Genomic DNA, 14,371 nt, shown 5'->3' on the forward strand with positions numbered 1-14,371 from the left:
AGTTAAATAACGTGCGTAGTGATATCGACAGTTGCCTGCGTCATCAGGCGCTGGATGGGGCAGCGATGGCTGATCTCTTCCAGGCGCGCCCGCTGTTCCGGGTCGCTGATCCCATGCAGTGTTAACGCTACATTCAATTTATAAGTTCCATGCGCTTCCTCACTGTCGTCCCGCTGCACCGTGACAGTAATCGCCGTAAGCGGCCACTTCTTGCGCTTGGCATACATCTGCACCGTAATGGCCTTACACGTTCCCAGAGAAATATCGAAATAGTCATGTGGGTCGGGCGCACTGCCTTCGCCTCCAGCCAGAGTGGGAACATCGGCATACAGGGCCTCCAGGCTATCGACCTCAATACGCTGGCGAAATACATGGTTACGCTGGCTGATTACCGTAATAGGCGGATGCATCAGGATACTTTCACTCCCAGTTTGAGCTTCTCTACAGCGTTGATCAGTGCCTCACGTTTAACACGGCCATCCACATCTGCGCCGTGGCGACCTACCTCTGCACTATCAACCCCCTCCAACATCATCAACGCCGTGGTAATCTTGTTAACTTGATCAGCGTTTTTTACGCCTTGAAACGTTAACGATTGCTGTGCCATTACGCTACCCTCCTCACTTAACCTTATGCAAAACTGATACAACAGAAAGATTCTAGCACGCTATTACACCTTGCAATTAGTATCATTAGCCCACAGGTTGAGAAGCGCGGCGTCCTAATCCTACTTTCAGCGATCAGCTACTCATCAGGAGTCTATATGGCAACGGTTATCCCCTCTACTGCGATCACCGACAATGTGCGCCTTCATCACTTGGCAGCGCTGGATGTAACAGGGGCAGATGCTGAAAAATTCCTGCAGGGCCAAACAAGCGCTCAGGTAAGTTTAGCGGATGGCGAGTTTGCCCCTCTTACGTGTTTTTGCACACCCAAAGGAAGAATGCTCGCCAATGGTCAGCTGCTGCGCCTTAACGCTGAACACTTTAGACTTATCCTTAGTGTCTCTCTTGCCGACTCGCTGGCGGCCCATTTAAAAAAATTTGCCGCGTTTTATCGAGCTGAATTGATCCATAACACAAACATCACGTTTATTGGCGCCAGCAAAGCAGCAGGCACCTTAGCTGAGTCACTGGGATTAACCCTTCCTGAACAACCATACGCACAAAGCGTTAATGAACAATCAAGCGTTGTACGCGTGGCCGGGAAAATGCCTCGCTGGCTGTTTTGCACGACTGAGACAACGACAGAGGCATCCTCTCAACAGGTGGTGGACGACGAAGCCCAGCAGGCTGCCTGGCAACTTGCCGACATTCGCAGCGGAATTGCCTGGCTCTCAGAGGCTCAGCAGGATCAATTTCTGCCTCAAATGCTGAACTGGGAAGCACTAGGGGGCATTAGCTTTAAAAAGGGCTGCTACACAGGACAGGAAGTGGTAGCCCGAGCACACTTTCGTGGACAAGTTAAAAAACGCTTGGTTCACGCTGAACTGACATCGACAACGCTACCCGAGACAGGCGCCAGCATAAAAACCGAGCTGGATAAAGCCATGGGCGAGGTCGTTGCAAGCGTAAGGCGCGATAATGATAGTGTGGAGCTACTGGCAGTGATGAATACCAAGGCGACAGAAGAAGCGATACCGCTTTACTGGGAAGGCAACGCAATCACCCTACTGCCGCTACCCTACGCTATTGAACGGCTTGACCCTGAACAACTGGTGGCCACGTTAAAGGGCCAGGTTTAAAAGGGCTAGGTTTAAAAGGACTAGGCCTACAAGGGCTAAGCTCACTCGTTTAAGAATCCTGAAAAGCCTTAAGCTTAAACAACCGGGCGGCATTGGCACTGCTATGTGCCGCCACCTCTTCTTCTGTTTGGTTGCGCAGCGTGGCCACGACGCGACATACGTGAGCAACACATTGGGGTTCGTTACGCTCACCCTGATGGTCGCTAAGGGGCATATCAGGGCTATCTGTTTCCAGTACAAAGCCATCATTGGGCAGTGCCGCTACCGTTCGCCGCAGCCGCTGAGCACGCTCATAGGTAACAGCGCCCCCAAGCCCCAGTACAAAGCCTCCGTCTAAAAACTTTTGGGCTTGCTCTATAGAGCCAGAGAAGGCGTGAATCAGCCCCGCTTGCGGAAGCGCTAACTGGCGCAGTCGTTTACTGACCTTGTCATTGGCCTGCACACAGTGAACCACGACAGGGAGCTTGTACTGCTTGGCCAAGCGCAGCTGATCATCGAAAAGGCGCCACTGCGGCTCCCAGGAATCTGTAAAGCGTGCATCAATACCGCACTCCCCAACCGCTACGACCCTTGGATTTGAACGCAACGCCTGCTCTAGCGCGAGGATATCCTTATCGTGCTGGTGCTGTTTTATAAAATAGGGGTGGAGGCCCAAGCACACGCTAACATCACTGCGCTTGCCTAGCGCCAGCACCTGTTGCCAACGCTTCCGAGTAGTGCCAGGCACAATGAAATGAGAGACACCGGCCGCGTGTGCTGCTGCAAAAACAGCATCGCGGTCCTGATCAAACGCGCTAAAGTCCAGATGACAATGGGCATCGATTAGCACTGTCGGGCCTCCCTGTTGATATATCACGCAAGCCCCTCCTTGGGCTTGCCAACCTTTGCTTATCTTAAAGAGTAGCTAACTTAATGCTCTCGTGTGGGCTGGAAGCGAATATCGGGCCAGCGCTCCTGGGTCATTTGTAAATTAACCCGAGTAGGTGCGATGTAGGTTAAGTAACCGCCTCCATCAATAGCCAAATTCGTGCTGGCTTTACGCTTAAACTCTTCGAGCATTTTGACATCGTCGCAATATACCCAGCGGGCCGTTTGTACGTTGACCCCCTCATACAGACAATCGACCTTGTACTCCTCCTTTAGCCGATGGGCGACCACGTCAAACTGCAAGGTGCCCACCGCCCCCAGGATTAGATCGTTGTTATCCATAGGCATGAAGACCTGAGTAGCGCCCTCTTCGGACAGCTGCTGCAAGCCCTTCTGAAGCGCTTTCATTTTCAGCGGGTCTTTCAGGCGGACTCGCTTGAAGAGCTCGGGCGCGAAGTGAGGAATACCGGTAAAACGCATATCCTCTCCGACGGTAAAGGTATCGCCGATTTGGATCGTGCCATGGTTATGCAAGCCAATGATGTCACCCGGCCAGGCTTCTTCTACATGGGAGCGATCAGATGCCATAAACGTCAACGCATCGGCAATTTTGACATCCTTGCCAATACGTACATGGCGCATCTTCATGTTCTTCTCATATTTGCCGGAGCAAACACGTAAAAAAGCGATACGGTCACGATGATTAGGATCCATATTGGCCTGGATCTTAAATACAAACCCGGTGAAACGCTCGTCGTGAGCGGTTACTTCACGCAGGTCAGTTTTATGCGGCTGAGGGGCAGGCGCATACTCGACGAAGCCGTCCAGCATTTCGCGTACACCAAAGTTCCCCATCGCGGTACCGAAGTAGACGGGCGTAAGCTCACCTCGCCGATAAGCCTCAAGATCAAACGTGTGCGAAGCGCCCCGTACCAGCTCAACTTCCATACGCAGCTCTTCGGCCTGCTCTTCGCCCAGAACGGCATCAACTTCAGGGCTATCCAAGCCCTCAATGCGCTTGTCTTCCGGAATATGGCTGCCCTGGCCCTGGGTATAAAGATGGATAACATCATTGTAAAGGTGGTAGACACCCTTGAAATGACGCCCCATACCGACAGGCCATGTCATGGGCGCGCACTGAATATTTAAAACGGTCTCGACTTCGTCCATCACCTCAATAGGGTCACGGATATCACGGTCCATTTTGTTAATAAAGGTCAGGATGGGCGTGGCACGTAAACGACACACCTCCATCAATTTGATGGTCCGGTCTTCGACACCCTTGGCGCCATCAATCACCATCAAAGCGGAGTCAACGGCGGTCAGCGTTCGGTAGGTATCTTCCGAGAAGTCTTCGTGCCCTGGCGTATCCAGCAAGTTCACAACACGGCCGCCATAGGGGAACTGCATAACGGAGGTCGTCACCGAGATTCCCCGCTCCTGCTCCATCTTCATCCAGTCAGACGTCGCGTGTCGGTCATTACGCTTACTTTTCACCGAGCCTGCCAGCTGAATAGCATTCCCAAACAGCAGCATTTTTTCGGTGATGGTTGTTTTACCCGCATCCGGGTGCGAAATGATAGCGAATGTGCGGCGCAGATCCGCTTCCTGGGCTAACTGAGTGTCTTTCATCTTGCCTCTACAGAAATTAGTACTCAGCAACGTAACGCGACTCTGGCTGAGTGATTCAGAATTGGGCGAGATTGTAACGTTATGACCGTTTTAGCGCCATGTTCATTGAAACCTGCGCCTTGAAACCCTTGGGGGAAGACACATGATGGATGCTGGGAATTTTTAAGGGCTACTACTAAGGGCTACTACAAGGCGTCCGCGCAAGCGAGGCCTGCAAAATCACTTTTGAGCTCAATAAAAAACGCCGAACGGGTCGGCGCTTTAAAATGCTAGCTGATGGTGGTCGCGGGCAACGTTCTAAGCGTAGGTATTAACCTGCGTACCCACACTACCTTCTTGAGCAAGATTGGGTTCAGCGCCCATATCCGCTGACGCCATGATTTCCGTGACCCGTTGAGCCTGAATATCCAATACGTCTTTGAATATCTGCCTTGCGGCGTGGCGATTTAGAACCGCTCAGCTCGAAAGGGTGACATATCAACTTCTGTCGGCTTGCCTTCGATCATGTCAGCCAATAGCTGACCTGTTGCGGGACCAAGGGTAAACCCCTGGTGCCCGTGCCCAAATGCTAACCATAACCCAGGATGGCGTGGTGCCGGACCAATAATCGGCTTCATATCAGGCAAACAGGGGCGCGCGCCCTTCCAGGCGGCCGCATCATGGCGCTCGCCAAGCGGAAAAATAGTCCTGGCCACTTTTTCCGCCGCTTCCAGCTGATGCTCATCAGCGGGCGACTCTATTCGATCAAGCTCAGCACCGGTCGTCAGACGCACTCCTGCGTTCATGGGCGCCAGCAAATAGCCAACTTCAGCATCCATTAACCAGTAATTCAGCTTGGCTGGCGCTTGGGCAGCATAGTGCATGTGATAGCCACGTTTAACAAAGGTAGGAAAATGATAGCCAAGCCCTTTCATCCATTCGCCAGACCATGGTCCCAAGGCAACCACCACGTCATCAGCATCAAGGGTTTGCGTTTCAGTAACGATCCGCCAGCGCTCGCCTGCTTGCTCAACTTTTTGAATATCCGCCTGAAGAAGCTTGCCTCCGTTGTCCATAAAACCTTGCGCATAGGCGGCCACCAAGGCACCCGGATCGGCCACCGTCCAGGGGTCCAGCCAATGAATAGCACCAATAATATCCTTACCTAAATTCGACTCTTTGCTTTCAACGCCTGCACGATCCAGCACGTTAAACTGCACCCCATAATGCTCACGAGCTTCTTCAGCCTCTTTAATACGTTTTGCCAAACGCGACTGCGTGCGGTAAATCTCTAACCACCCTTCACGGCGCACCAAGTGCTCGGCGCCAGCAGCTTCAATCATCGGACCGTGCGTTTTTAAGCACAATTGGATGAGGGAAGCCCACTCAGGAATGATTTTTTTATAGCGGCCTGATGAAGAGTTATGCCAATAGCTTAACAGGGGTGAAGCGGCATTCAGCATGCCTGCCGGGCGGTAACGAATATCCACGCGCTTGTTAGGCAGCACGCTTAAAATGGTTTTCATATCACGAGGGAATGCATAAGGACGCACCGCTTCTCGCTGAATGATGCCCGCATTACCAAACGACGTTTCCCGACCAGGCTGGCGTCTGTCCACCAAGGTGACCTGGTGCCCGCGACGCTGTAAATGCCATGCAATACTGACACCCACCATGCCTGCCCCTAGCACTACCGTTTGTCGCGTCATCTTGTATTCTCCTCAGCGCTAATACCTACGTTTAATACAGGCGAAAACAACGCCAGCAACTGATTGAAAAATATCACTAAACAAAGGGCACTTGCACAGCTTAAAAAGCTTTTTTCAAGGCTTTTTACAGCAATTAACGCTATAAAAATATCACTAGCAGACAACTCCACTGCTTTAGAGCTTTGCAGGCGGACAAAGCCACAAAAACAGCTTAAGCAGCAATTAAATGCAGGGTGCATGAAGAGCAAGCACAGCCAAGAAAGCAGTAAGGAAGCATGACGAATAAAACAAGCTGTCTTTAAACAGACATTACAACATGCAGGAAGGAATATGAAAGAAAAATGCAGGGATCAAAAACAAAAAAACCACAATTAAGTGGTATCAGATAAGAAGAGAAGACATTAAATAAGCAATACGAATGGGGTGGATGATGGGTTTCGAACCCACGACCACCGGAGTCACAATCCGGGGCTCTACCACTGAGCTACATCCACCACAACCTAAAACTGTAGCCGCATATTACTATCGAATGGGGTGGATGATGGGGTTCGAACCCACGACCACCGGAGTCACAATCCGGGGCTCTACCACTGAGCTACACCCACCATTGATAGCACTAACGTACTTAAACTTTCCTAACCGGCAAATGACCATCGAACAGCATTACTAATGGCACGCCCAGCAGGACTTGAACCCGCAACCTACGGCTTAGAAGGCCGTTGCTCTATCCGGTTGAGCTATGGGCGCACATAAAGCATCCCAAAAAACACTGAACGCCAATGAGCACTTGACCACAACCAAACTTGGAAAAGCAAAGTAACGCCTTTCGCGTTAAGTGTGGTCGGGATGGAGGGATTCGAACCCCCGACATCCTGCTCCCAAAGCAGGCGCGCTACCAGACTGCGCTACATCCCGATTTATCACCTTTGACGCTTACCGCGCTGCTCGTCTCAAGCGAGGCATATATTACTATTTTTAAAATTAAAGTCAACACTTAACGCGATTGATTGTGTAGATGCTTTGCCTGGCCGCTTGGGCATGCGAAAATTACTCCCTATAGTAAATGCTCAAGCAAGCGTGCTTTTGCATCAGCGCTCCAACCTCCATAGGATCTTTGTAAATGACCGCCCAACTTATCGATGGAAAAGCCATCGCTGCTCATGTCCGTCAACGCGTTGCCGAGAAGATAGCCAAACGTCAGCAAGCAGGCGCTCGTGCACCAGGACTAGCCGTTGTTGTGGTCGGTGAAGACCCGGCGTCTCACGTCTATGTTAGTAATAAACATCGAGCCTGCGAACAAGCGGGCATCCTATCGTTTCAACATGCCCTCCCCGCCGCTACCACGCAGCAAGCGTTGGAAGCATTGGTTGACCAGCTTAATGATGATGCAAGCATAGACGGCATCCTGGTTCAGCTACCGCTTCCAGCTCACCTGGACGCCAACCCGATTCTGGAGCGCATTAAGCCCGACAAAGATGTCGATGGTTTTCACCCCTACAATCTTGGCCGGCTTGCTCAGCGGTTGCCGGCTCTACGCCCCTGCACCCCCAAAGGGGTCATGACCATGCTGGCAGAAAGCGGCCTGTCGGTGCGTGGCTTAAACGCCACTATCGTTGGCGCTTCTAACATCGTGGGCCGTCCAATGTCGCTGGAACTGATGCTGGCAGGCGCGACCATCACTGTATGCCATCGCTTTACCCAGGATTTGCAGGCCCATGTTAACCGTGCCGACCTGGTGGTCGTGGCTGTCGGCAAACCTGGCATTGTTAAAGGGGAGTGGATTAAGGAAGGTGCCATTGTGATTGATGTTGGTATTAACCGTCAGGAAGATGGCTCGCTGGTGGGAGATGTTGATTTTGCAGCTGCGGCCGAGCGGGCCAGCTTTATCACCCCCGTTCCGGGGGGCGTAGGCCCCATGACCGTTGCCACTTTGCTTGAAAATACGCTTGAAGCGGCTGAGCATCACGACGCCAACGCTTAGGCTTACTGTACTGTTAATTTTTAGGGTTTGATAAAGGAGCCTATTCGATGAAGCGTATTGGCATTATTGGCGCAATGGCGCAAGAAGTCGGCATTCTGGTCGAGCAGCTCGACAATGCCGAGCGCTATGAGCATGCAGGGTTTGTATTTCATACAGGTATGCGCCATGGGCTAGAGGTAGTGATACTACAGTCCGGCATTGGCAAGGTGAATGCGGCTGTGGGTACCGCCATTCTGCTGGAGCGCCACCACCCTGACGCTATCATCAATACGGGTTCAGCGGGCGGATTTGCAAGCGATCTCAACATTGGTGACGTCATCATTTCAGATGAAGTACGCCATCATGATGTCGATGCAGTGGTGTTCGGCTATGAAATAGGTCAGGTGCCCGGCATGCCCGCGGCTTACCTGGCAGATGTTCAGCTACGCACCATTGCCCGCCAGGCAATCAAAGAGGTTGGCGAGGTTAACGTCCGAGAGGGTCTCATTGCGACAGGTGATGCGTTTATGTCTGACCCTGCACACGTGGCTGCGACACAGGCCCACTTCCCTTCCATGCTGGCGGTTGAGATGGAGGCTGCGGCGATTGCGCAAACCTGTCACCTGTATCAATGCCCATTCGTGGTGATTCGTGCGTTATCCGATATTCCAGGCAACGATGATAACCACCTTTCTTTTGAACAGTTCCTGGACGTAGCCGCCGCCCACTCATCGCGTATGGTGGACCACATGCTACAAACACTTGGCCAGCGCTAAGATCGTACCAACAGCCGGTGTTTACCACTAACGAAAACGGAGCCGAATGGCTCCGTTTTCGTTTCTTACTTCATCAACAGATTTCTTACTTCATCAACAGTTACGCTTTAATGGACCACTCAAGCGACTCTCCCGCCAGCAATGGGACAATCGTTTTGCCCCCCGCGTAAGGATAGGCTTCCGGCAGTTGCCAAGGCTTACGCTCTAACGTGATTTTATCGGCATTAGGCGCCAAGCCATAAAAACGCGGACCATTCAGGCTGGCAAACGCTTCCAGCTTATCGAGCGCGCCCATTTCATCAAAGGCCCTTGCATATAATTCAATCGCCGCCGGTGCCGTGTAAGCGCCAGCGCAGCCACAACTGGATTCCTTATCGCCCTTGGCGTGAGGCGCGCTATCCGTACCTAAAAAGAACTTGGGGCTGCCACTGGTGGCTGCTTTCAGTAATGCCTGGCGATGCTGTTCGCGCTTTAAGATGGGCAAGCAGTAGTAGTGCGGGCGAATCCCACCCACCAGCATTTTGTTGCGGTTAAACAGCAAGTGATGAACCGTAATAGTGGCCGCAACATTATCCGGCGCGTTTGCCACAAACTCTGCCGCTTGCTGGGTCGTAATATGCTCACAAACAACCTTTAACGCGGGATGGCGCGCCAGCAGAGGCTTCAGCACCGTTTCGATAAATACCGCTTCACGATCAAAAATATCGATATCGGCAGTGGTTACTTCACCATGAACAAGCAGCGGCATTCCCACCTTGGCAAGTATGGCAATGGTGTCATCGCAGTGCGCAAGATCGGTGACACCCGAATCCGAATTAGTGGTTGCCCCAGCAGGGTAAAGCTTAACCGCTTTGATCACGCCGCTTTGTGCTGCGCGCTCAATTTCCTCAGGCGGCGTCGCATCGGTTAAATAGAGCGTCATAAGAGGCTCGAACGTGCTGCCTTCAGGCAAGGCAGCCAAAATACGCTCACGGTATTCAAGCGCCTGAGCCGTGGTCGTTACCGGAGGCGTTAAGTTAGGCATAATAATCGCACGGCCCATTTGGGCGGCGGTATGGCCTACCACGGCTTTCAGCGCCTCGCCATCACGCAAATGGAGGTGCCAGTCATCGGGGCGGGTCAGGGTAATAGCGTCCACGGCAAGTCCTAAGCTGTTTAAAGAAGAAAAGCCAATACAGTATACGTGATCCACTTGGCGGAGAAATCTGCTTATCAATGTCACACACCGTAACAAGTATCGTATTATAACGGCACTCTTAGAGGTTCAAGGTCCAATTGTTTATGCAAAATGTGCGACGCTATGCGGATATTATTGCCAGCATAGAGGGGCTGGTATGGCTAGGTCTCGCCTGGTCGATTTCTATTTCCGTACATACCGGCAATACCGAGCCGACGCTGGCAGCACTTTTTATCGTGGGTGCGCTGGTGCTATTTAGCTGGGCACACCGACCGATGCGCTATCTACTGCGCCGCTACCATATCCGTAAGCGGCGCACGGATATGTGGATTCATATTCTGGCGCTACCCCTTCTGCTCGCGATGTTCTTTCATATCATGGTGGAAGCGACGTTAGGCAGCACCTGGCTGCCACCAAAAATGCTGTTATTCAATCTAATGGCATCCGCTGGCTGGCTGACCTATGTCATGACGCTACTCATTAAGGTTGTCATTCACAGCATCAAAACTTCACGTAAATAGGTAGTAGCCCATGCAAACGGCTTTGCCGCTGCCCCTCTCGACCCCGAACCGCAATCTGGTTCGCCTCACTATTGTTCGGGGAATCACCTGGACAGGGTTTCTGATCGCCATTGTGGTCGGCGTGGAGCTACTGGCCTTTGAATTACCCGTCACCGCGGTCGTCAGTGTCGTTATCGCCATGGGCTTATTGAATATCGCCACCTGGTGGCGATTGGGGCGCCCGCGAGCGGTGGAACATATTGAGTATCTGCTGCATTTATTGGCCGACATTGCGGGCCTGACCCTGGTATTTTATTTTTCGGGAGGCTCCACTAATCCGTTTATTACCTACTATCTGGTGCCTGTGACGATTGCTGCGGCAACGCTTCCGTGGCGCCATGCCTGGATATGTGCGGTCTGCGCCATGGCAGGCTACAGCTTTCTAATGTTCTTTTACCACCATGTCCCCCAACTGGCGCATATTAATAGCGATGAAATGCTCAATCTGCATGTCATGGGCATGTGGCTTAACTTTGGCCTTTCAGCAGGCCTGGTCACGTTTTTTATCTATAAGATGGCCCATGCACTGCGTAATCGAGATAAAGCACTTTCACTTACTCGCGAAGCGGCGCTGCGTAACGAACAGGTGCTGGCTGTAGCCACTCAGGCGGCGGGCACAGCACACGAACTAGGCACCCCGCTTTCGACCATGGCCATACTGTTAAAAGAGATGCAGGATGAGGCCCCCGAAGGGGGAACGTTACAGCAGGATATTCGCTTACTGCGCCAGCAAGTCGACATTTGCAAATCTCGTCTTCAGCATTTGGTCACCAGCGCTGATCGGCGACGTATGGCAGAACCCGAAATACTGGATGCCCAGATTTGGCTAACCGGTGTTGTGCAGCGCTGGTTAGTGTTGCGGCCAGATGTTAGCCACCAATTTGAGATCGTTGAAAGGCGCGGCAAACCCTGGCTTGCGGTTGACACAACGCTGGACCAGGCACTAATGAACCTGCTAAACAATGCCGCTGATGCCAACCCCGAACATGTTTCTATTCGTCTTGATTGGCAGGAAGAGAGTGTTGTCATTGATATTCGTGACCACGGCCCGGGCATTGCCATGTCTATCGCTGACCAGCTCGGTGATACGTTTATTTCTACCAAGAGCAAGGGGATGGGCATTGGCCTGTTTTTAACCCATGCCACGATCAATCGCTTTGGCGGAGGTGTTAGTCTGTATAATCATCCCGAAGGTGGCACGCTGACAGAAGTAACGCTTCCGCGTAGCTCCGCCCCCCTTTAAGCCAAACTAACGGCACAGCCTAATTGAAACGCGTTTTAGTGTGTTTCAAGCACTATCGTTGAGGACATCATGCAAACGACAGATCAGCGCCTGCTAATTATTGATGACGATGAAATGTTCTGTCACGTGCTCAGCCGCGCGTTTACCCGCCGCGGTTATGAGGTAATGACAGCGCATGATGCAGACCAGGCGCTTGCGGTAGCCGTTCAGTTTCAACCCACCATGGCCACGCTCGACCTGAAGCTTGAAAACAGCTCAGGACTAAAGCTGCTCCCAGAGATGTTAGCCGCCGTGCCAAGCTGTCGTATTGTGGTGCTTACCGGTTACTCAAGCATTGCCACGGCCGTGGAGGCCATGAAGCTCGGAGCCGTCAACTACCTGTGCAAACCAGCCGACGCTGACGACATTGTCGCATCCTTTGAACACCAGGAAGGCGACCCCAATATAGAGCTTGCTGATAACCCTCCGTCCATTAATCGAATCACGTGGGAGCATATTCAAAAAGTGCTTCATGAACACGACGGCAATATTTCCGCGACGGCTCGCGCGCTCGGTATGCATCGCCGGACACTCCAGCGTAAGCTGCAAAAACGCCCCGTTAAGCGCTAGCCTACCCCAGCGGCCTGCTCCGCGGCAGAGCCAACACTCGCCGCGTTGAGTTTGCCTACCGCATTAGCTCCCAAACCGGCCACCGCAGACGCCGATACCATCGGCGTCATTGCCTTACCCTATTGGCGAAACAAGGACTGCTACGCCACAATAGGCACCCTTGAGCCATCCATCACTTTGACGTTAGGAGTTTTCGCATGTTTGTGGTTATTTTTGGCAGAATGACCTGTCCTTTCTGTGTCCGTGCCAAGCAACTTGCTGAGCATTTGGAAACAATCGGTAAGATCGAGGGTTACCGCTATGTCGATATGCCCTCTGAAGGCGTTACTAAAGAGGACATCGCTAAAACGGCAGGCAAGCCTATCCATACGGTGCCGCAAGTATTTGTCGACCAAACGCACATAGGCGGTTTTACCGAATTCGACAGGTTTGTACGTGAGAAGCAGTTATTAGCTCCCCTGGAAGATTCGTTACGTTAAATTTGCCGTTTATAGTCGTTGAACACGCTTTTTCTCGCCTGCCTATACTGGGTTTTAAACAAGTACCCTCTTTCTAACATCGCTTGTTTAGGCGGCGAGGATAGCATCGTGCAACGTGATGAATTCGTACAGCAGCTTTGGCTTGACTATATTCACTCGCACCCCGACATCGGCGGTTTGCGTCTTTGGCCTCTCTCCTCTACGGCGGAATACTTAACGCTCGTAACGCTTAACCATGGTCCTTTTTCTGCTTCCGTTTTGAATAACCGGTTGGCGCACATGGGGTATCGTCAGGTTGCCCATTATGCGATGGCTGACAAGGGCCTTCTTATTCGCCTTCTCGCGCCTGATGACCATGGAAGTTGGCTAGTACTAGCTGAGCTACAGTTGGGGACGCTGTCAAAACTGCCTCGCGAGGCGCTGGCTGCGCTGGTGAATCAATCACACCCACAGGACTGCAAGGGCCACAACTTACTTTGTCGCGGTCGTCCGTGGCCCATGCCCTCCTGGTCGCTGTATCAGCAGCTTCTAAAGGCGCACCCTCTTGCTGCCTGGCTGGCGGTTATGGGCCCGCGCCTACACCATGCAGGCTTTGATTGTGCCGAGCTCGGCGATACGCTAACAGCGCTTAATGACCAGCTAGAAAAAACAGGCATGCCCGGTGAAAAAGAGCCACAAAACGGCGTGTTTGCGCTTTCGACGCTGATTGAGCATCATTTTTATCCTGCCATGCCGCAACGCATCATCTTTAGTGATGGCGATGAGCATCGCCTCTGCCTGGGCGGTTTGGCGCTGACTCAAAAACATATCGATGCGGGCCATGAACGCATCGCCGAAATACTCATTCCGGCCCATGCCCGCTGTGAGATTGTCTAAGCAGCCTGCCAAGGCTGCTTAAAACAAGTAACGTACTGACATTTACGTTTACGCTTCCACAAACGTCATTTCGGGTACATGGTCAGGCACTATCAGCTTACCCGCCGTTTTTTCGATAATTTCATCGATGCTGACCCCGGGCGCGCGCTCTTTAAGCACAAAGGCGCCATCTTTAATTTCCAGGTAGGCCAAGTCAGTCAGAACACGGTTAATACAACCAGCGCCCGTCAGCGGTAGAGCACACTGCTCAAGTAGCTTCGACTCGCCATGCTTGGAGGCGTGGGTCATCGTGCAAATAATATTTTCAGCGCCAGCCACCAGGTCCATGGCCCCCCCCATTCCTTTAATCAACTTGCCTGGCACCATCCATGACGCAATATTGCCATTCTGATCGACTTCAAACGCACCTAAAACGGTGAGATCCACATGCCCACCGCGGATCATGGCAAAAGATTCTGTCGATGAAAAAATAGCAGCACCAGGCCGAGCGGTCACCGTCTCTTTACCAGCATTAATCATGTCAGCATCAAGCTCTTCCTCCGTCGGGAAACGCCCCATGCCCAATAAACCATTTTCTGACTGAAGCATCACATCAATGCCTTCAGGAATGTAGTTGGCGACCAGAGTGGGAATACCAATACCCAAATTTACATAAAAGCCATCTTCCAGTTCACGCGCAACACGCTGCGCCATCTGTTCACGTGTTAAAGCCATGGTGGCAACCTCATTATTGAGCGATTAAAAAAAGTTGTTTAGCCGT

16 protein-coding genes and 4 tRNA genes are annotated in these 14,371 nt (G+C 52.1%); 9 read left to right on the forward strand and 11 right to left on the reverse strand.

Annotated elements, in window-relative coordinates; genetic code table 11:
* Positions 1–2: 2 nt before the first annotated feature.
* Positions 3–410 carry an OsmC family protein gene (locus tag ACT3RQ_RS04330; protein WP_444680054.1) on the reverse strand — a complete coding sequence of 136 codons (408 nt, stop codon included), beginning with the start codon at positions 408–410 and terminating at the stop codon, positions 3–5.
* Positions 410–607 (reverse strand): hypothetical protein, encoded by a 198-nt coding sequence (locus tag ACT3RQ_RS04335; protein ID WP_087105479.1) that lies wholly within the window; start codon positions 605–607, stop codon positions 410–412. Before ACT3RQ_RS04335 ends, ACT3RQ_RS04330 begins: the two co-directional genes overlap by 1 nt.
* A 156-nt stretch (positions 608–763) precedes the next feature.
* Here ACT3RQ_RS04335 and ygfZ point away from each other — a divergent pair, with 156 nt between their 5' ends.
* Entirely contained in the window at positions 764–1,744 is a 981-nt protein-coding gene (gene ygfZ / locus ACT3RQ_RS04340) for a CAF17-like 4Fe-4S cluster assembly/insertion protein YgfZ (RefSeq protein ID WP_444680055.1), read from the forward strand.
* Positions 1,745–1,793: 49 nt separating this feature from the next.
* On the opposite strand, the gene ACT3RQ_RS04345 is transcribed toward ygfZ, so the two are convergent.
* The 3 genes from ACT3RQ_RS04345 to ACT3RQ_RS04355 all read right to left on the reverse strand — a co-directional run bounded on the left by ACT3RQ_RS04345 (position 1,794) and on the right by ACT3RQ_RS04355 (position 5,931).
* Positions 1,794–2,573, reverse strand: coding sequence for a TatD family hydrolase (locus tag ACT3RQ_RS04345; protein WP_444639918.1), 780 nt, complete (start codon positions 2,571–2,573; stop codon positions 1,794–1,796).
* A gap of 80 nt (positions 2,574–2,653) precedes the next feature.
* Entirely contained in the window at positions 2,654–4,243 is a 1,590-nt protein-coding gene (locus ACT3RQ_RS04350; RefSeq protein WP_444639847.1) for a peptide chain release factor 3, read from the reverse strand.
* Between the two features lie 446 nt (positions 4,244–4,689).
* Positions 4,690–5,931 carry an NAD(P)/FAD-dependent oxidoreductase gene (locus ACT3RQ_RS04355; RefSeq protein ID WP_444680056.1) on the reverse strand — a complete coding sequence of 414 codons (1,242 nt, stop codon included), beginning with the start codon at positions 5,929–5,931 and terminating at the stop codon, positions 4,690–4,692.
* A 63-nt stretch (positions 5,932–5,994) separates the two neighbouring features.
* Here ACT3RQ_RS04355 and ACT3RQ_RS04360 point away from each other — a divergent pair, with 63 nt between their 5' ends.
* Positions 5,995–6,210 (forward strand): hypothetical protein, encoded by a 216-nt coding sequence (locus ACT3RQ_RS04360; RefSeq protein ID WP_444680057.1) that lies wholly within the window; start codon positions 5,995–5,997, stop codon positions 6,208–6,210.
* A gap of 140 nt (positions 6,211–6,350) precedes the next feature.
* On the opposite strand, the gene ACT3RQ_RS04365 is transcribed toward ACT3RQ_RS04360, so the two are convergent.
* The 4 genes from ACT3RQ_RS04365 to ACT3RQ_RS04380 form a co-directional block, all read right to left on the reverse strand.
* A tRNA-His gene (locus ACT3RQ_RS04365) sits at positions 6,351–6,425 on the reverse strand.
* Between the two features lie 36 nt (positions 6,426–6,461).
* Positions 6,462–6,536 (reverse strand) — tRNA-His (locus tag ACT3RQ_RS04370).
* A 65-nt stretch (positions 6,537–6,601) separates the two neighbouring features.
* Positions 6,602–6,678: transfer RNA gene (locus ACT3RQ_RS04375), tRNA-Arg, on the reverse strand.
* A 91-nt stretch (positions 6,679–6,769) separates the two neighbouring features.
* Positions 6,770–6,846 (reverse strand) — tRNA-Pro (locus tag ACT3RQ_RS04380).
* 205 nt (positions 6,847–7,051) lie between these two features.
* On the opposite strand from ACT3RQ_RS04380, the gene folD reads away from it, so the two are divergent.
* Positions 7,052–7,912 (forward strand): bifunctional methylenetetrahydrofolate dehydrogenase/methenyltetrahydrofolate cyclohydrolase FolD, encoded by an 861-nt coding sequence (gene folD, locus ACT3RQ_RS04385; protein ID WP_444639845.1) that lies wholly within the window; start codon positions 7,052–7,054, stop codon positions 7,910–7,912.
* A gap of 47 nt (positions 7,913–7,959) precedes the next feature.
* The gene (gene mtnN, locus ACT3RQ_RS04390; RefSeq protein WP_444639844.1) at positions 7,960–8,667 is read left to right on the forward strand and encodes a 5'-methylthioadenosine/S-adenosylhomocysteine nucleosidase; all 708 of its coding nucleotides are present in this window, start codon (positions 7,960–7,962) and stop codon (positions 8,665–8,667) included.
* 100 nt (positions 8,668–8,767) lie between these two features.
* On the opposite strand, the gene pyrC is transcribed toward mtnN, so the two are convergent.
* On the reverse strand, positions 8,768–9,805 hold the full coding sequence (pyrC, locus tag ACT3RQ_RS04395; RefSeq protein ID WP_444680058.1) for a dihydroorotase: 1,038 nt from the start codon (positions 9,803–9,805) through the stop codon (positions 8,768–8,770).
* A gap of 143 nt (positions 9,806–9,948) precedes the next feature.
* Between pyrC and ACT3RQ_RS04400 the strand changes: the two genes are divergently transcribed.
* The 5 genes from ACT3RQ_RS04400 to ACT3RQ_RS04420 all read left to right on the forward strand — a co-directional run bounded on the left by ACT3RQ_RS04400 (position 9,949) and on the right by ACT3RQ_RS04420 (position 13,611).
* Positions 9,949–10,365 carry a hypothetical protein gene (locus ACT3RQ_RS04400; protein ID WP_444622619.1) on the forward strand — a complete coding sequence of 139 codons (417 nt, stop codon included), beginning with the start codon at positions 9,949–9,951 and terminating at the stop codon, positions 10,363–10,365.
* A gap of 10 nt (positions 10,366–10,375) precedes the next feature.
* A complete protein-coding gene (locus ACT3RQ_RS04405) occupies positions 10,376–11,647 on the forward strand; it encodes an ATP-binding protein (RefSeq protein ID WP_444639842.1) in 1,272 nt (423 codons plus the stop codon).
* A gap of 69 nt (positions 11,648–11,716) precedes the next feature.
* On the forward strand, positions 11,717–12,256 hold the full coding sequence (locus tag ACT3RQ_RS04410; protein ID WP_172116582.1) for a response regulator transcription factor: 540 nt from the start codon (positions 11,717–11,719) through the stop codon (positions 12,254–12,256).
* A 197-nt stretch (positions 12,257–12,453) separates the two neighbouring features.
* Positions 12,454–12,735, forward strand: a complete 282-nt coding sequence (locus tag ACT3RQ_RS04415; protein WP_444639841.1) for a GrxA family glutaredoxin — start codon at positions 12,454–12,456, stop codon at positions 12,733–12,735.
* A gap of 108 nt (positions 12,736–12,843) precedes the next feature.
* Entirely contained in the window at positions 12,844–13,611 is a 768-nt protein-coding gene (locus ACT3RQ_RS04420) for a DUF1338 domain-containing protein (protein ID WP_444639839.1), read from the forward strand.
* A gap of 48 nt (positions 13,612–13,659) precedes the next feature.
* Here ACT3RQ_RS04420 and ACT3RQ_RS04425 read toward each other — a convergent pair whose 3' ends face one another.
* The gene (locus ACT3RQ_RS04425) at positions 13,660–14,325 is read right to left on the reverse strand and encodes a CoA transferase subunit B (protein WP_444639838.1); all 666 of its coding nucleotides are present in this window, start codon (positions 14,323–14,325) and stop codon (positions 13,660–13,662) included.
* Positions 14,326–14,371: the final 46 nt, after the last annotated feature.

The organism is Halomonas sp. AOP43-D1-4, from assembly GCF_052446175.1.
Lineage (GTDB): Bacteria > Pseudomonadota > Gammaproteobacteria > Pseudomonadales > Halomonadaceae > Vreelandella > Vreelandella citrativorans.

Coding starts and splice junctions, on each gene's coding strand:
- ACT3RQ_RS04335 (WP_087105479.1), bottom strand. CDS start 607: ATGGCACAGCAATCGTTAACGTTTCAAGGCGTAAAAAACGCTGATCAA.
- ACT3RQ_RS04355 (WP_444680056.1), bottom strand. CDS start 5,931: ATGACGCGACAAACGGTAGTGCTAGGGGCAGGCATGGTGGGTGTCAGT.
- mtnN (WP_444639844.1), top strand. CDS start 7,960: ATGAAGCGTATTGGCATTATTGGCGCAATGGCGCAAGAAGTCGGCATT.
- ACT3RQ_RS04400 (WP_444622619.1), top strand. CDS start 9,949: ATGCAAAATGTGCGACGCTATGCGGATATTATTGCCAGCATAGAGGGG.
- ygfZ (WP_444680055.1), top strand. CDS start 764: ATGGCAACGGTTATCCCCTCTACTGCGATCACCGACAATGTGCGCCTT.
- ACT3RQ_RS04415 (WP_444639841.1), top strand. CDS start 12,454: ATGTTTGTGGTTATTTTTGGCAGAATGACCTGTCCTTTCTGTGTCCGT.
- ACT3RQ_RS04350 (WP_444639847.1), bottom strand. CDS start 4,243: ATGAAAGACACTCAGTTAGCCCAGGAAGCGGATCTGCGCCGCACATTC.
- ACT3RQ_RS04425 (WP_444639838.1), bottom strand. CDS start 14,325: ATGGCTTTAACACGTGAACAGATGGCGCAGCGTGTTGCGCGTGAACTG.
- folD (WP_444639845.1), top strand. CDS start 7,052: ATGACCGCCCAACTTATCGATGGAAAAGCCATCGCTGCTCATGTCCGT.
- ACT3RQ_RS04410 (WP_172116582.1), top strand. CDS start 11,717: ATGCAAACGACAGATCAGCGCCTGCTAATTATTGATGACGATGAAATG.
- ACT3RQ_RS04330 (WP_444680054.1), bottom strand. CDS start 410: ATGCATCCGCCTATTACGGTAATCAGCCAGCGTAACCATGTATTTCGC.
- ACT3RQ_RS04405 (WP_444639842.1), top strand. CDS start 10,376: ATGCAAACGGCTTTGCCGCTGCCCCTCTCGACCCCGAACCGCAATCTG.